Source organism: Pedobacter jeongneungensis (genome assembly GCF_039538295.1).
Lineage (GTDB): Bacteria > Bacteroidota > Bacteroidia > Sphingobacteriales > Sphingobacteriaceae > Pedobacter > Pedobacter jeongneungensis.
This window is the reverse complement of sequence record NZ_BAABBY010000002.1, coordinates 53038-69222: the sequence shown is the minus strand read 5'-3', so window position 1 is coordinate 69222 and position 16185 is coordinate 53038. Positions and strand designations below refer to the sequence as shown.

16 protein-coding genes are annotated in these 16185 nt (G+C 37.7%); all 16 read right to left on the bottom strand.

Annotation, left to right across the window (positions count from 1 at the left end; translation table 11 throughout):
• Positions 1-125: 125 nt before the first annotated feature.
• Positions 126-2732, bottom strand: a complete 2607-nt coding sequence (locus tag ABD769_RS04070) for a hypothetical protein (RefSeq protein WP_344849669.1) — start codon at positions 2730-2732, stop codon at positions 126-128.
• 7 nt (positions 2733-2739) lie between these two features.
• Entirely contained in the window at positions 2740-3864 is a 1125-nt protein-coding gene (locus ABD769_RS04065; RefSeq protein WP_344849667.1) for a hypothetical protein, read from the bottom strand.
• Positions 3865-4280: 416 nt separating this feature from the next.
• The gene (locus ABD769_RS04060) at positions 4281-4436 is read right to left on the bottom strand and encodes a hypothetical protein (protein WP_344849665.1); all 156 of its coding nucleotides are present in this window, start codon (positions 4434-4436) and stop codon (positions 4281-4283) included.
• A 3-nt stretch (positions 4437-4439) separates the two neighbouring features.
• Positions 4440-6197, bottom strand: coding sequence for a hypothetical protein (locus tag ABD769_RS04055; RefSeq protein WP_344849663.1), 1758 nt, complete (start codon positions 6195-6197; stop codon positions 4440-4442).
• 2 nt (positions 6198-6199) lie between these two features.
• Complete coding sequence (locus tag ABD769_RS04050; RefSeq protein ID WP_344849662.1) at positions 6200-7309, bottom strand: hypothetical protein; 1110 nt, start codon at positions 7307-7309, stop codon at positions 6200-6202.
• 69 nt (positions 7310-7378) lie between these two features.
• A complete protein-coding gene (locus tag ABD769_RS04045) occupies positions 7379-9052 on the bottom strand; it encodes a hypothetical protein (protein ID WP_344849660.1) in 1674 nt (557 codons plus the stop codon).
• 215 nt (positions 9053-9267) lie between these two features.
• Positions 9268-10122 (bottom strand): hypothetical protein, encoded by an 855-nt coding sequence (locus ABD769_RS04040; RefSeq protein WP_344849658.1) that lies wholly within the window; start codon positions 10120-10122, stop codon positions 9268-9270.
• Positions 10119-10514, bottom strand: a complete 396-nt coding sequence (locus tag ABD769_RS04035) for a hypothetical protein (RefSeq protein ID WP_344849656.1) — start codon at positions 10512-10514, stop codon at positions 10119-10121. The genes ABD769_RS04040 and ABD769_RS04035 overlap by 4 nt, the downstream gene beginning before the upstream one ends.
• A gap of 46 nt (positions 10515-10560) precedes the next feature.
• Positions 10561-11418: a hypothetical protein gene (locus tag ABD769_RS04030; RefSeq protein ID WP_344849654.1), complete on the bottom strand. Its 858-nt coding sequence runs from the start codon at positions 11416-11418 to the stop codon at positions 10561-10563.
• A complete protein-coding gene (locus tag ABD769_RS04025) occupies positions 11418-11699 on the bottom strand; it encodes a hypothetical protein (protein WP_344849652.1) in 282 nt (93 codons plus the stop codon). Before ABD769_RS04025 ends, ABD769_RS04030 begins: the two co-directional genes overlap by 1 nt.
• Positions 11692-11994, bottom strand: a complete 303-nt coding sequence (locus tag ABD769_RS04020; protein ID WP_344849650.1) for a hypothetical protein — start codon at positions 11992-11994, stop codon at positions 11692-11694. Before ABD769_RS04020 ends, ABD769_RS04025 begins: the two co-directional genes overlap by 8 nt.
• Entirely contained in the window at positions 11994-12212 is a 219-nt protein-coding gene (locus ABD769_RS04015; protein WP_344849649.1) for a hypothetical protein, read from the bottom strand. The genes ABD769_RS04020 and ABD769_RS04015 overlap by 1 nt, the downstream gene beginning before the upstream one ends.
• 1 nt (position 12213) lies before the next feature.
• Complete coding sequence (locus ABD769_RS04010) at positions 12214-12705, bottom strand: hypothetical protein (RefSeq protein WP_344849647.1); 492 nt, start codon at positions 12703-12705, stop codon at positions 12214-12216.
• Positions 12705-13646 (bottom strand): hypothetical protein, encoded by a 942-nt coding sequence (locus ABD769_RS04005; RefSeq protein ID WP_344849645.1) that lies wholly within the window; start codon positions 13644-13646, stop codon positions 12705-12707. Before ABD769_RS04005 ends, ABD769_RS04010 begins: the two co-directional genes overlap by 1 nt.
• A gap of 22 nt (positions 13647-13668) precedes the next feature.
• Positions 13669-14289: a DUF6046 domain-containing protein gene (locus ABD769_RS04000; protein WP_344849644.1), complete on the bottom strand. Its 621-nt coding sequence runs from the start codon at positions 14287-14289 to the stop codon at positions 13669-13671.
• A complete protein-coding gene (locus tag ABD769_RS03995; RefSeq protein ID WP_344849643.1) occupies positions 14289-16097 on the bottom strand; it encodes a tape measure protein in 1809 nt (602 codons plus the stop codon). Before ABD769_RS03995 ends, ABD769_RS04000 begins: the two co-directional genes overlap by 1 nt.
• Between the last annotated feature and the right edge of the window lie 88 nt (positions 16098-16185).

The window sequence follows — 16185 nt, the reverse complement described above, 5'->3', positions numbered from 1 at the left end:
ACGTATAGATCTAATCTTAGCGCCAAAAGGAACTAAATTCAGGTAATACGAAATTGTTATGGAGTGGTTTTAGTTGTAGGTTAGAATGCAAGCAACTATAATCATTGCTATTTAAAGGACGACCTTTAAAGGGCTGTTTTGACAAAATCGCCAGCATCATTAATGGTTACCCTATAGCGTGTCCCGTTTGGTGAGTGAAGAATGATGCCTTTTGTTGCATCAATAAGTTCTACATCATCTAAAAATTCTGCCCTACCATTATCTGCAATTCTTAGTGGTCTAATTCCAGTAGCGATTAAATCAGCATTATTATTACCTTTGATCCAAAAATCTAAACCACCCGAACTATATCCGATACCTGCTGATTTTCCATAGCCTCGAGACCTAAATCCTAACATTGGCTGTGAACCCGAAACTCCTATCGGAACATTAAATCCCCCAGCCCCCTCTCCACCATCTGCAGAAATGCCATTACTAGCCTTTAAAGAGTTACTCAAATTTAATCCGCCATTAAGGGCTATAATATCATTATTAAAATCGAAATTAAATTTTCCTGACTCAGAGTTTCTTCCGAATGACCAAGTACCGGCGTCACTTGCACCTGAAATTCGCCCCTCCATCACGCCACCACTTAAGGATAAAAACTTATCGTTTATGACAGACATATTACCGGAGGTTTGATCTTTAACTACAAATTGGTATGGTTGTCCTGTTATATTCGGCATCGTACCAACCCAAAGATTTCCGTAAACATTTTGAGAACCGTGGAAATCAGTATTTCCATTATAGCTAAAAGAACCTTGATTAAGATTGAACCAGGTTTCACCATCTTTAATCCACTTCAAATATTCTTGTGTCCACACTATTCTATCCCCTCTTTGGTCTTCTGTTTTGTACATAGCAAAAGATCGGTCATTTACCGTAGCTAAATCACCATTGATAGTACCGCCTGCTAGTGGTAAATATCTTTCCAAATCAGATTGATAAGCTACGTTAGCATTGACCTCAGGAATAGGAAAAGTAATATTATGCCCACCATCAAATTCGGGAACTATAAATTTCAAAAAACCTGTTCCAGTACCAAAACCCCAACCATTACTTCGATAAGTACCTCTTATTCCAGCTGTATTGTCTTGACTTTCGAAATAATTATATGAGCCGCTTGTGTTGTTGTCTGCTATTACTGCGCCATGAAAAGTACTATAACTCTCTGCAATTTCTGCTACAGCAATATTATTACTGGTTCCAATGTTTAAATTTCCGGTTATTTTTATTTTATCAATTCCCTGTGGTGCAATTTTAAGATCACCATCGATTGTACCTAATTCAATAGAATTGACATGTATTGAATTAGTTTTCAAATCTCCATTTAACAAGCCATTTCCGTTCAAATTAAAACTTGCATTTTGGGGGTTATCGGCGGATGTTATATCTTTTATAAAATTATTATCGATGTATTTTTTAGGCATCATGGTTTGTGGGCCTGCATTTGCCCAACAATAATCACCGTTGTATTCTAAACCTACTCCTCCAATAGCATCGTTAACTACTATGCCTCTGTTTGTTTCTGTAGTATTCATAGCAATACCGCGTTGCCCTAGGAAACCGGCAACAAAGAGATTTAAATCAGCCTTTGATTCAGAAGAAGAAGCCTGTAATAACCCGGCAGGGCCACTGTCATAATCACCATGACCTATACTAGTGGCGTCTTCATTCATCCTTAACCATGGTTGTTTAGGGTCTGCTAAATTACCAAGTTGAATACCATAGGGCTCCAATAATCCGCCAAATTCTATTCTGCCTGCGCCCCTATCTATCAAACCGTTAGAAAAAGTAAATAAAGCATTTTTTTGGGCCTGTCTGATTGTACCATCACTTCCCTTAACAACTATCTGGAACGGATCATCAATATTAACACCAGGAAAATTTGTATCAACGTTACCAGTAAATGGGATTGCATCACCTTGTTTTAAAAATTTAGTTCCATTCGAATCATAAATATCAGTTTTATAAAACTGCAACGCACTATTAAAGGGAAACATGCCTACATTAATTATTTCATCATCTGGCTGAAATCTAAAACCCAACCAATTACTACCGTCTGACTTGTAAGCAGCCCGTAAATCTTTATCATCGAATGTATATCCACCAATTCTATTCAAGCTAGACATAGCATTTAAAGAACCTGTTAAATTTGAATTTCCTGTTAAATTTAAAGTACCATCAAAATTTATACCGTAGGGGGTTACACTAATCGGTCTATAGTCTCCAATCCAAGCATCAAACTTAGTACCTTCAGTACTGTGCAATTCGATACCACCTGCATTCCTGATATAAGCACCTGTGTTACTTTCAATATTTTCAGCACTATAAACCATACTAGAACCATTAGAGTGTGATATGGCTAGGTTACCAGTCATTGTACCTCCTGACAATGTCAAATAACCTGATAAATCAGTTGGCGAGGCATCTGCCCAAGTTCCTGCAACAGGATTATAAACCCTTAGTTTACCCAAAGTAGTATTATAAATTAGTTTCATTGTATTCTGCGGTAAGCCCGCAGCATCTAAATTGTCGGTTTCGCTTGTAGGAATACCCAAGCGTTTCAATCCGATTAAATAGTTATCTACCTGCGAAAAATCGTTATTAGACCGGGTTTTATTTGTTGGGGATTGCTGGGCTGTTGCTGAAAAGCCAAGGGCAATAAAAGCAATTATTAAATATTTTTTCATCTGTGTTTTATTTGATCAATATCAGTGCGTCGATTCCGCTCAATGTGAATCGGTATTCGTTTGGCTTACCATCTTCTCCTGTAGTAAATGTGATCGGTACCTGTTCTAAACTACCATTTAACCAAACGCTAAAATCGCCATAGGCTCCAAAAAGTGTTTTACGTTCGTCATCCCAGGGAAGTACATATTCTTCTGTTCCGGAAACTGTAATCGGAAGGGCTTTTTTATTGACGACTTCATCTACATAACTTTCTAAAGCTAATGTTCCCGAGCTTGCTGGAAGTTTGTAGATAACTGATTCAGTTAATGACTCATCAATATCAATCCGGCTAGATACATTACCGGAATTTCTAAATATTAATTTATTTGGAGTAAAAGTAAACCCTTTGCCTGTTGAGCCATCATTAATAAATAAATATGAGGAAGTTAACGTTACTAATTTACCAGAAGAGTTCAAGTTGACCGATTCAGAATTGACAGAAAAACTACCGGAGTTATTGCTACCATTAAGGGAGGATGGACTTAGCCCAAAACTCCCTGTCGCCCCTCCAAATGAAAATCCTGTAGTATTAAAACTTCCTCCTGCAGCCCCTGTTGATAAAGAAATTGAAGCATTCTGTATTTGTGTGTAAGCTGTTGTACCAAAAGTACCACTACCTGTTATTTTAATATCAGCCAACTGTGCATCAACAGGACTTGCTTTAATAAATTTACCTTCCAAAGGGCCAGAGTCTCCACTTAACAGTACATTGATTTCTTCTTTAGTGTAAAATTGCGTTAGATCTGTTTCTGTTGCTAGTTCCCACACCACACCATTATAGATGTAAAGTACCTGCTCAACAGTATTGTAAAAAAGGTTTGCGCGCGTGCTGCTTCCTGTTAAAGTATTAATTGGTCCGGCAGGGATAGAGAGGTTACCTATATTGTGCGCATTAAGATCATTAAGATGTGCTTCGAAAGCTTCCTGATCAGCCTTCTCATCAAAACGGGCATCCAGATTCTCAATAGAACTTGCAGGAATCACCTGGTCTTTATGCCAAAAGCTGTCCCAGGTATCCCAAAACTGTTGTTGCGTTGGTTTAAAACCAGTTTTAAACCAGTTTTTTATCGTATTTAAAGTTTGTTTTGCCATTGTTTAATTTTTGAGGCGATGCCAATAGTTTTGATGTAGTTTATTATTGATTGATCATCACTTACACGTGTTAAAAGTGATGTAGTTTATCCTAAAGCGAGTAACGAAACTTTCGTTCCGTATTTTTCTTTAGATAAGATTAAATGATACCTGAATTGATGTTAGCAATTTTCAATCTGGATTGAATGAAAACCTCGTTTCGTTAATGAGATATACATGGGAAGGATAATCTTTAAAAGTTATAGACATCCCGAGCAACTTAGTTTCCTCATTCACGACCTTTTCAGCTTCTGTAAGTTTAAATTGTATCGCCATGCCATTTATTCCCGTAGCCGCTAAAGGAAAAGAAAGATCACTATGAGTTTGCTTAAAAAGGATTGTTCCTGACTTTATCTCTGATATTTCAATTAAGAGCCCTATACCATCACCAGTAAAAACAAACTCTTTAACACCATCAATGCCCCTAAAAAATTCACCTGTATGATATTCATTATCGGCGTAAATACATTTTTATCGCCTATAACTTTATAGAGCGCGTTTGGTATAATCTGACCGCTTTCAACGCTATACATAAATTAAGGTTTTAAGTTTTTAACCCTGATGATGTATTTTAACTGGATGAAACGGGCATTGATAGGAAATTCAAATGCAGTACCCCTTACATAATCAGGATCGCCATTACCACGCAAAATTTCTCCTGTTCTCACATTACCAACATTATTACTAGAAAATGCAATACCGGGTTCATAGTGCTGATATTCTTCATTGGTGAAGGCTTCGACTAAAACACCGCTATCAGGAGTTGTGAAACTATTGGTATCAATCGCTTTAAACGACTTTTGAAAGTATTCTACACCGTTATAATTTATTGTTCCAGAAATTGGGTAATACCAATATCCAACAACCAGGGGATCACTAACACTTTTTGAAGCACCACCATTGCTAAACCTGGCCATTATGGTATGTCTTTGCGGCGCTTCTAATATTTCTCTGCATACACCTCCTCCATCAGAAGAAAAGTCCAATACATCTTTTGTTGTAAATCTTTCTCCTGGCTGATATATATTACCATTTAGGATAATTGAAGCCACTTCAACGATATAGGGTGTTAAATCTTTAAGACTTGTTCCAACTGAAATCGTTTCTTCACTAAGATCAGCTAAACTATCAATATATTGACCACTTCTATCTGCGTTAAAACCGAAAATTGGTGCTTCTGCTAGTTCTCTACCTTTTAAGTTTGCTGTAACCTTCGTTTCTATACTTGCGTCTATTTCAGGATTAATTAGCATAATGCTATTATCTGTAATACTTAGATTGACTGCAGTTGAAAAATCAAAATCGCTTTCAGCTTCAATTGCCCGAGCTTTAATAGGATACCCAATGGACTTGGCTCCAATATAAGTACCAAAATATGAAGCATTTTTAGCAGGACTATCAAACGCTAAGGAATAGTCACCAATTTCAATATTGTTAAATTTTGGATCGGCAACGATACAATTTTCAAAATATTCATTAATATCAAGGGAAGGGTGAACTATTGCAAAGAGATCCTTTAAATCTTGCAAACTATCGATTTTAGTCCATCCTGCCTCTGTTGTTGGATAAAGCGTGTTAGGAACCTTAGCATAGGCTAAGGCAACGTTGCATTCTTGCAAAATTGAATACTTCATTGCACATGATCCTATATCCATAAGCAGATTGCATCGCTTAAAAATATTGCTGTGAATATTAAAGGGATCGACATTCGTGAAATTGTCAAATAGGTTTAAAAATTTACAATCAACAAAAGTATTGTTCTTAGTTGATGGGCTTCTTTGAGCAGGATACAATGCGTTGTTGCCATTGTATACTGTTATATTAGTGAAAATATTATCTGTGCCATAAAAATTACTTATTCCAGTGTTTTCAACTCGACATCTATAGTAATTACTTGGGCCTCTTGATGCATAATAAATTGCGTTTTTCATTGTCACATCTATTACTACACAATTATTTCCCCCACTATCATTTGAAACACAATAATCTAATCCAGTTCCATCTAATATTACATCACCATCGCCACATATTCTCGGTAAAAATCCCTGTACAGTTTCTCGATAAACTCCGGAACCTACAATAATCATCTCTCCAATAGCAGTTGAACATCCTTTAGAGATTGTTCTCCATGGTTTATTTCTGGAACCATTACCAGTTTCATCATTTCCAAAAAGCGCTACATAACCAATATTATCAGGCTTAACATCATCATCTGAATTTGCTACAAATAGACCAGTGTTATCATAATATTTTATAAATGAGCCACCCTTGTATTTCCAATTATAAGTTGCCATAATTAATTATATTTTCCTTTAAGTATTACGTTGCATTTAGCAAACATTACATCATCATAGTTGAATGTAAAGAACACCCTGTCGCCAGCATTAAATATAAATGGGTAAGCCTGAGCATTATCAGGATATAGACCATTCAAACCGATCTTTAATTTAAGCGCATTACATCCTCCTAGAAGACTTGAATTGATTTGGCCTGAGTATTCCATCAAAATAGCCTGTTCGGTTTCTCCTGTCATCGCGATTTGAAACTTAAACCATTTCTTTTCGGCTGCGATTGTTGCACCAATTTTAGCAGGTGTCATCATTTCGGTATCACTAAGTTTGGCAATTGCCTGAGCGACGGTTGCAACCTTTGCTATTCCAGTACGTGTTTCCGTAGCCTGCTGGGTATTTACCTGGCTACTACCCCAGTTTGCTGCGATTTGACCCGGGGCGTTTATTTTAGCTCGTAACTGATCGCCAACCTCGTACTCTTTATCATCAATTATTCCTTCAACATTGATTTCAAAACTATCGCCACGCCTAACGGTACCATCTGTACCGGTGCCAAATGCTGGATATTGTCCGGTACCTGCATCCCAATCACCTGCATACCTCAAAACATCTGTTGCAACTAAATCAGCGTAATTTTTTGCATTGATTTCCTTCTGATCGGCATACTCTTTATTGGCAACCTGTCCATTCTCTTCAGGGCTAGCAACATTTAACCCGGTATTTCCGTTAAAATCAATAGCGCCTAATATTTTATTATCTAGCGCCCTTACTACTTCTAATGATCCGGACGGCCTGCTAAAAAGTTCATCAACCTGACTTTGCAAATAATTATCTCCATCTACCCTTTTAGTTACTTCTGTTTCTAACTGATTTATACTTGCCTTATTAGCCAGGCGATCATCAATATTATGCGCATTGTTATCGTTTGAATGGCTTTGAAATGCTTCTTTATCTGCTTTTTCATCAAAACGGGCATCCAGATTCTCAATAGAACTTGCAGGAATCACCTGGTCTTTATGCCAAAAGCTGTCCCAGGTATCCCAAAATTGTTGCTGGGTTGGTTTTAAACCGGTTTTAAACCAGTTTTTTATTGCATTTAAAGTTTGTTTTGCCATTGTTTAATTATTTGAGGCGATGTAGATTAACATTACTGTCATTTGTAGAGTCGATTACAGTAATCGGTTTTAATTAAGGCTTTGAGTAGCATAATAGTTGGTAACGATCCAATAATTACTTATGGCGACCAAAATAATATAATTCCACTGTTGCGGAAGTACTTTAGTAAGCTCGCCCTCTATGACATTCATTGGATCTGATTTAACAATTACCAAATAGTTAGATTGGTTATGATTATCAATTCTCTTTATGATGACCTGCTTTCCCTGATGAGGAAGACTACCAGACAGTTGAGGCAAATTTACTTCTACATCACTAGCAGATGCATCTATTAGTTCGATATCTTTGGTCATATCTACAATAAAGCTAGAATTAGATATTCTTACTGATTTTTCAGTGATACTAAGTGTTCCACTGACATTAGGTAAAGATAAACGCGCAGAATTATTTTCTAAAAATCCCAACCTTAAATTGGTTGTAGTACCATTAGACATGCTCGCTACACCTAAACCTTCTTCTGTAAAAGCAGCTTGCATTTGGTTTGCTGGATTGAATGTATAAAATAGTCCCCCATTTACATATGAAACTTTATTTCCATCCCTATATTCCTGATTTCCTTCAAATTGATTTCCGCCCGATAATTTGGCATAGCCCGAACCTGCTTCGGTAACATCACTTAATAAGGCAATAGTACCATCTTTATCCTGGAATTTAACAGCACTATTCCCCGTTAAAGGAGAAAATTTTATTTCTTGAATATATCTATCGCCATGAGTATAGGTAATACTATCTTTCAATATGCGAAGACCTTTACCATCATCACCATCATACGTTTCCCAATAACCAGAAGTAGAATTGATACCACCGTAATAATTATTTTCATTTAGTTTTGCATGCCCATTACTCATAGAGCTGGCTAAGTTATCTGCATACTTTTTTGTTATTAAAATATTTTCATCACTGGCATCCCAGTTATTTGAATAATCGGAGTTATAACGGATACCTTTGCTCTTAATGTTATCTGTTACAACAAAATAGCCATCAGTCCTACCGCCTATACCTAGATATGATGTTGAGATATTTTCACCTTCCACAGCCGTTAAATTAAATTCTGCGAGGTTAGCTCCATTTAGCCCTTTTTGAACACTTACACCAGCTCTATTATTATCAAACCCTACAGCCACCCCTGTGGCTGAGTATGTGCCCATATCCATAATGGAAATAGATGGACTATTAGTTCCCATTGAACCAATGATAGTCATTGGCTCCGTTAGATCACCACCTAATTTTATAACATCATTGGTCTTTGTCAAACCATTAGAGACACTAAATGCTGGCGCAGATACAACAAGTAATGAATCTATCTGTTCTTTAGTATAAAACTGAGTTAAATCAGCTTCTACTGCCGGTCGCCATTCTACCCCATCATGAATATAAAGTACCTGATCGCCGGTATTGTAAAAAAGGTTCGCACGTGTGCTACTCCCCGTTAAAGTATTCGTTGAACCAGCAGGTATCGAAAGATTGCCAATATTATGGGCGTTGAGATCACTAAGATGAGTTTCGAAAGCTTCTTCATCAGCCTTTTCATCAAAACGGACATCCAGATTTTCGATGGAACTTGCAGGAATCACCTGGTCTTTATGCCAAAAGCTATCCCAGGTATCCCAAAATTGTTGTTGGGTAGGTTTTAAACCGGTTTTAAACCAGTTTTTTACTGTATTTAAAGTTTGTTTTGCCATTTTTATTTTTTTGAGAAATGCGATACATCTATTTCGGTGTTTCAGTTTTGAAATGCGCTTTGTTCTTCCTCTGGCAACAATTGCGCGAATACCTTAAAGGCATGATATTATAAGCGACTGTCTGCACGGCTTAATGGTAAGGCTGCAGTAGCCTGATAAATAATATCAAATGCCTGCGCTGGTGTTAATTATTTTTCTCCATTATATGATGTCAACTATAAATCCACCGTTTGGAGTTTCATAATGTAAGCCAGTACATAAAATGGAGGCATGTTGTTATGTGCCATACCGCCCCCTGTATCTGTAGTAAAAGGATTAGTCGCATCTACTGAGTTTCGTCCACTACCACGGTCAGCGGTATAACTTTGCCCGATATTTCCACCAATGAGTTGATGATGGTGTGCTGGTATCTGCTCAATAGTTAAAGTATGGGTTTCAGAACCACCAATACCGGGACCAACAGCTCGGGATCCTCCAGCTCCATAAACAAAGCGATCGATTAAATTTGGTGTACCATTTTGACCATTACACAATGCCCAGCCTATTGGAATTGCGTTAATTGCACCACTCCATATTACAATGGCTCCTGCAGGAAACTGGCTGTTAATTTTATCGTTTAAAGTTTTTACTGCTCTTGAGGTTGCTAAACTGTCTGTTGTATCAAAGTCAATTGCCGAGCTAACCTGTGAAGGCAGATCTTTAAAGGCGGTAAGGTTTTTTAAACGTGAAAGGCTTGCCCAGGCAATGGCATTTGTTCCGGTACCGAAAGAGGCGTAACGGGTAAAAAATACATCTTTAACCTGTCCGTTCTCGAAAGGGCGTGTTTGTTTATCTTCACGAATAACAATATTAGTTTGAAGTAAACCTCCTTTAAAAGGTAATACTTCATTGTTAATTACGATATAACCATCGGCTACCGTAGTTCCGGTGGTTGCGCAACCTGATAAGATGTAATTATCGCCACCCAATGCAGTAATAGCCTGCAATGCTGTGTATGCGGTTTGCATAAAATCCAGTGTATCTGTTTCGAGTGGGAAACCACCGGTTTGCTGTAAATTTATTTGATTCATTCTTTTTCAATATTATAGCGTTTGCCCGCCAGTTTATAAAAATCTATCATTGCTTTTAACTGGTATATATTGTTTACCAGATCGAAATCCTGAGGTACTACAACTCTAAAATCAATGCCGGTATCAGCGTAATCCCCTACCTGCATCAGATAATTTATTCCTAAGTATTTCTGTTTCTGTTCTCCACTGGTGTAAATGTACCTTCGCTGATATTTATTCCCATTGGCAATCTTGATCCTTCTTTGGTCGGGATCGAAAGTATCATTCAAAGCGGCGCGCAAATGGCACACCTGACCATTGTGGGCCAACTTATACAGGTTATCTAGCCTTTTATTGTACCACTGCTGATGGAGCGTTATAATAGGTGCTACCAAAGCCTGTAACCATGCCACAAAGACAGGTTTCCTAAGAAAAGTGGGAATAAGCAGGATGACGAGTTTATTTATATCTATCGTATACCACATATTTTATATTATCAAAATTCACAACTTCAAAATATCCCGATGTTGGGATAACCTTGGCAATAATGGCTACCGGTGCTCCATAAGTAGACGAATCGATGTTCTCTTCGATCCAGCTGCTTTGTGCACTATCTACCTGTGGAATCAGAACGCCTTCCACTTCCTGCAGGCGATCGACCAGATGCGCCAATATCAGTTCGCCGTTAAATGGCAGTTCTTTAAGATATTGAGTTATGGCCTCTTCTACAGGCTTGCCACCGCTTATTATACTGTTGCCCTGAGCATCCAAAATCAACGGGCTGAAATAAACCGTCATGTTCAGATACAGTTTATCTGGTAAAAAATTTATGGTGTTAATGTTTACCCCGGCATCCTTGATTTCACGGATATAAGTTTCAAAGCTTGTTTTTTGCACATCGCTTATCGGGCTCAGTACACCATCGTTTTCAGTCGCGATTTTAACAATTACAGTACCGTTATCTGATTCTGTTACAGCCGAATATTTCACTATCCTGCTCAGTTCCAACTGGTCTTCGCTAACATTACTATTGTCGTAAACATCCGAATCGGTAACCAGGGGATAACCATATTGAAAAGCCAGTGCCTTTTGGCGGTACCATCTTGCAGTATGCGGTTTTAGCAAGGAGATTTTATCATCAGTCTCTGCTTTATGAATATCGAACAGTTTTTCGAGAGCATAAATGGAAAAAGCTATAACAAAGGTTATCAGTCTCCAAACTGCTGTTTTACTGGTACTGGTTAGTTCGGCTAAATCGGAGTTACTTTCTTTAGCACTAATAATTTCATTTTGAATTTGTTCTATACTTCTTGCCATTATCTTACAATAAAAGTGCTTAAAATCCTCATCTCTCCAATTCCGTAATCGGTATCAATAAGGGTTGCTGTTGCGGGTTTATAGTTATTACTGATGTAGTAGTTTAAAATATCGGAGTCTGCCAGCAGCTCGCCGCTAAGTGGGTAACTGTTGCCAACCTGAAGGTCGTCGGTGATCGAAATAGCCGCATCGAAACTGAAGTCGATAGCCGCAGCGATGCTGCCAGTATGATTAAGAACAAAATCCAGAACCGATTGATTATGTAGGGCTTCCTTAGTCATGATTCGTATTATTTAACTTTTTATGCTTTTTCAATTCCTCAGTCAATGCTTCCACTTTCTCTTCGAGTTCTTTAACCATTTCTTTTGTTTTGTTTAGCTCCAGTATTGCCTCTTTAAGCCGAAGCCCCAGATCATCAACCATTTCCCTGTAATACCTTAAAACTTTATCTGCGTTATCGATTTCGTTGGCCTGCAGCTCAGCCTTTTGTTTATTCCGTTGAAAAAACCAGCCGCCAAAAGCGGCAATAACTGCTGTAATTAATTCGCCAACATGTTGTTTAATAAATTCGTCCATTAGCTTAAGGTTGTGTTAAAGGTGCCTGATACTGCTCCGTTTGGCGCAAGCAAACCGCTGTTATAGGTGATGGTTAACTGCTTAATTTCATCAATCATGCATTGGGCAAGTTTATCCGCTATTCGGTCTAAACTAGCTACATAATCTTCCTGTTCGGTTTGTTCTGCCTCAAAAGCGGCTATGATTTTAGATTTTAATCTGTTTTTGTTTAAAGCCATTTTAATTATCTTTTAAAAATTGTTCGAAACGGTTTTCTATAGCAGAAAACTGCGGTGTATTTACCAGGGCGATAGTAGGGCCTGCATTGGTTGTAAACTTCATTGCTTTAATTTCTTTGATTAAATCAATCATCAGGGCTTTTAGCGTTTCGTTATTTTTCTGCAGTAAAAAACCGTCTTTATTGATTTCAAAAACTACCTCCCCGATCTGTAAAACCATTTCTTCCGGCTCGCTTATTGCCGATATAAACTGCATGTTATAATCAGCATCGATAGGCGTTACCAACACAGTGCTGCCCACTTTCGGAAAGAGGTAATATTTTTGCAATTTCTCATCAATAATGGCCGAGAGCCTTACATCAGTATGTAAAACTCCACCTTCATCGCAGGTGCAGGTACCTTCTTTTTTATCCACTGTCTTTACTATCATGATGGTGGTATCGGTATCCTGTTTGCCCAGCAGTTTTATTTTTTTTGCGATCTCTTCAATCATTACTTTTTGTTGGTGGTTAGTTTATTGCCAATGCTCACTGTTCGCCTCGCGCCACCCGTACCGTAAGTAGTTACTACTTTTTTTATGAAGTATTTCCCTTCACGATTGGGGTGTTTTTTATCGAAAATTTCGACAGCCATTGCGGGTGCGGCAACGGGAAGTAAAAAACTGGTGATGTCTCCGCTGTAGCCACCATATTTTGCAATTTTCAGGTATTCGTCTGCCAGCTTATCTATCGACTGTTGATCGGTAACCACCTTGCTGTTGAACTTAAATTCTTCTCCGTCTTTATCTCCGCGCGTAGCCGTTATCTTTTTATTATCCCTGGCGCATCCTTCACAAATGATCTTTACCTTTCTATCGTCGCCACTTTTAAATTCGAGTTTATTTTCAATGATGTTATAGTTAAGATCATAGCTGGCCTTTTGGTTTACATTGTTCAACTCCTGCAGACCACAGTACAGTTCGCCCTTATCATTGAGGTAAATTTTATAGATCTCTTTAAATTCATCCTTAATCTGTTTCAGGGCCTGAGCACCATTTTTATCTTTGATGAGGTATTTATTTAGCGCCATTTCAGGGATATTCCCGGCCAATTTTAAAGCTGTACCACTCACAATGTTTTCGAGCACTTCTTTTAGAGTTGTTTTACTTTTACTAAATGAAGAAGCTTTACGTTTTAACAGCCAGGTGGCATCTTCACAGTATATTTCTATCGGTGTAGTGCATTTAATGCGGTCTACATAGCCGGTAAATTCCACTCTTTCCAGTTTATCCTTATAACCCAGTACAATTTTAACGGGATCGCCTTTTTTGATTGCTTCCTCTACATATACTGCTTTTCCAGATCCCTCTTTAATCAAAAATTTGGTTGGCATTTTAATTACCGCGGTATCGGTAATTTCATCTACCGAACGAGTAATTTCGATGTTGTTTATCACTCTGAATTTATAAATTCCTATTTCAAAGTACCCCTGTAAGACGAACATTATTTAGTGCTTTTGTTACTGATTCGTTAATAAATTTGCCTCTTTCTGATAACTCAGCGAAGAAAGGCATATCGCTTACTGCACTGATGGTATATTTTTGTACCCCTTCCTGCCCAACCATTTCTTCGAGTTTAAAACTTTTAAGCACAATTTTATTGATACCAAAAAGCTCGAAAAAATTGTTTTCCTGTATTTCAAGGGCTTCGTTTACCAGAAAGAGATCTTTTACGGTTTTAACCTCTTCAGTTGGATACTTTGCATTTTCTCCGATACAAACGCCTTTGATCTCGATATCATAATCTTCAGTACAGATATACTCTTTTACGGTACCTATTCTTCCCTCGCCAACGGTTGCTGTTTCTACAATCGTTTTTTGCAACGATATCGAAACAAGCGGTTCGTTGGGCATGGTGATGATTTCGCCACTTTGTCTTTTTAAGCTTAGCTGCATAAAATAAGGCGAACCTAATGTGCTGCCAATGTTATTGATATCGGGCAGGTTGAACATTTTAAGCTTTTTATCAAAGCCTTGGTATGGCGAAGCGATATAACTCAGATGGGCCAGCGCCGTTAATTCTTTAATATTTAATGTCATTACGCAGTTTGCATTAGTGTAATTGATCCTAGTAAACGGTTTAATTCTTCTTCGAGCAGCTGGCGCATTTTGGTAGCCCCTTCGCCTGAATTGATGGTATTGATTACGATCTGATCCTGCATTTTGGCGAGGTTGATGGTGATGTGGGAGGTTTGTGTACCGCCACCGGTAATACTATTGCTGCTATTTCTGACGTTGGTAATATTCTGATCTTTAGAAGGTTCTTTTTTAGCTTTATCGGTTAATAAACTTTTAAAAACATCAGATGTGGGCTGCTTAGGACGCATCTTTTCCAATTTCTCATTAGTTGTTTTTGTAGCAACTACCACCTTAGGTTTAGTGGCTTTTGAGACTTCATCATGATAAGCTTTACCTACTTTTTTTGCAACATTCATTCCATCAGTAGCTAATTTACTTATAGACTTAACACCTGATAAATCAACTATTGCATTTTTACCTACTTCCCATGCTTTCTTAAAATCACCTGTAAATAATAAGTATAAGGCTTTAGCCAAGCCAGTCATGCCGGAAATTAGTTCTTTAATCCTATTGATGATATGTTCTCCTATCATCATACCAAACCCCTTCACGGCTTCCCATACCCCCATGATTACTCCTCTAAAGCCTGCAAACTTGTTCCAGCATACCATAATAATCGCAATCAGCGCACCAATAGCAATAATAATTAGTGAAATTGGGTTCATAGAAAGGACGAAATTAAAAGCTGTGGCAGCCAGAGTCGCTAAACCATATGCTCCATCGAGTATCCCTATCACTACTGCATGAGCTATAGCTAAGCCATTTGCAATTAGAAATTGTCCTCCTAAAGCCATTACTACAGAGCCCAGAAATATAAGTAATGGTGTACAATCTGATACCCATTTTATTACATTGAGTATTGCTGAACCAAAAGGAATAATCCAAGTAAGTAAAACTGAACCTATCTCAAATATTGGACTAACCCAGGTTGCAAGCTTTAACCCAATTTGTCCTGCAACATTTGAAAGTGTGTTCATTAGTGTACTCCATCTACCGCCAGCTGACTGTGCAAGTTCATCAATAACGCTATGATATTCTCCTCCAGAAGTCGTCGCCAACTTAAATGATTCTCTAATCATATCAGCAGAAATGGCCCCATCTTCCATTTTGGATTTTAATTTATCCATTGATATGCCGGTGTTTTCGCTAATTACTTTTAATGGATTAAATCCTTGCTCAATTATCTTCGATAAGTCGCCTTCCATTAACTTTCCTGCACTCATTACATTGGAAAATGTTTCGGATAATGTTCCAAATTTTTCTTCATTACCCATTGCAACATCACCAAGCATTTTGATATCCGGAACTATTTTATCATGTGCTATTCCTAAGCTCAACATCTGTTCTGCACTTTTGGTAAGTACGTCACCAGAATACGGACTTTTACCAGAATAGCTACTTAATTGGTCAAGCATTTTTTTTGCCTGACCAATACTACCTGTTAAGGATTCGAATCTTATTTGTGTTTGCTCAAGTTCTACACCTTTATTGTATATCGTTTTTAAGCCATCCCAAGCTTTCTCTGCAATGAATGCTGCATTTTGTGCGCCAATAACCTCTTCAACTTTTCCCTTAATATTCTCATATTTATTAACCAGCCCCTCAAAAGAAAAACCCACAACTAATGAATTCGTCTTATCTATCTTGTTTTGTAGCTGCGAAAATATCGCGTCTGCCCCAGATTTAAATTTTTGTAAATTTTCTTGCACTTGACTAAGCTTATTACTTACTAAATCTTTAAGTGTAATTGAAAAACTTATATCGCTCATTATAATTGAATCTATTTTATCTTTATTTTTTTATTGGTATTTTTACCTGCTGGCAAAACTTTTCTTATTAGAATTATTACTGGACATA

What these genes read in the sequence shown, in the direction of transcription:
- ABD769_RS04070 (WP_344849669.1), bottom strand. Translation starts at nt 2,732, where the DNA reads ATGAAAAAATATTTAATAATTGCTTTTATTGCCCTTGGCTTTTCAGCA.
- ABD769_RS04065 (WP_344849667.1), bottom strand. Translation starts at nt 3,864, where the DNA reads ATGGCAAAACAAACTTTAAATACGATAAAAAACTGGTTTAAAACTGGT.
- ABD769_RS04060 (WP_344849665.1), bottom strand. Translation starts at nt 4,436, where the DNA reads ATGTATAGCGTTGAAAGCGGTCAGATTATACCAAACGCGCTCTATAAA.
- ABD769_RS04055 (WP_344849663.1), bottom strand. Translation starts at nt 6,197, where the DNA reads ATGGCAACTTATAATTGGAAATACAAGGGTGGCTCATTTATAAAATAT.
- ABD769_RS04050 (WP_344849662.1), bottom strand. Translation starts at nt 7,309, where the DNA reads ATGGCAAAACAAACTTTAAATGCAATAAAAAACTGGTTTAAAACCGGT.
- ABD769_RS04045 (WP_344849660.1), bottom strand. Translation starts at nt 9,052, where the DNA reads ATGGCAAAACAAACTTTAAATACAGTAAAAAACTGGTTTAAAACCGGT.
- ABD769_RS04040 (WP_344849658.1), bottom strand. Translation starts at nt 10,122, where the DNA reads ATGAATCAAATAAATTTACAGCAAACCGGTGGTTTCCCACTCGAAACA.
- ABD769_RS04030 (WP_344849654.1), bottom strand. Translation starts at nt 11,418, where the DNA reads ATGGCAAGAAGTATAGAACAAATTCAAAATGAAATTATTAGTGCTAAA.
- ABD769_RS04025 (WP_344849652.1), bottom strand. Translation starts at nt 11,699, where the DNA reads ATGACTAAGGAAGCCCTACATAATCAATCGGTTCTGGATTTTGTTCTT.
- ABD769_RS04020 (WP_344849650.1), bottom strand. Translation starts at nt 11,994, where the DNA reads ATGGACGAATTTATTAAACAACATGTTGGCGAATTAATTACAGCAGTT.
- ABD769_RS04015 (WP_344849649.1), bottom strand. Translation starts at nt 12,212, where the DNA reads ATGGCTTTAAACAAAAACAGATTAAAATCTAAAATCATAGCCGCTTTT.
- ABD769_RS04010 (WP_344849647.1), bottom strand. Translation starts at nt 12,705, where the DNA reads ATGATTGAAGAGATCGCAAAAAAAATAAAACTGCTGGGCAAACAGGAT.
- ABD769_RS04000 (WP_344849644.1), bottom strand. Translation starts at nt 14,289, where the DNA reads ATGACATTAAATATTAAAGAATTAACGGCGCTGGCCCATCTGAGTTAT.
- ABD769_RS03995 (WP_344849643.1), bottom strand. Translation starts at nt 16,097, where the DNA reads ATGAGCGATATAAGTTTTTCAATTACACTTAAAGATTTAGTAAGTAAT.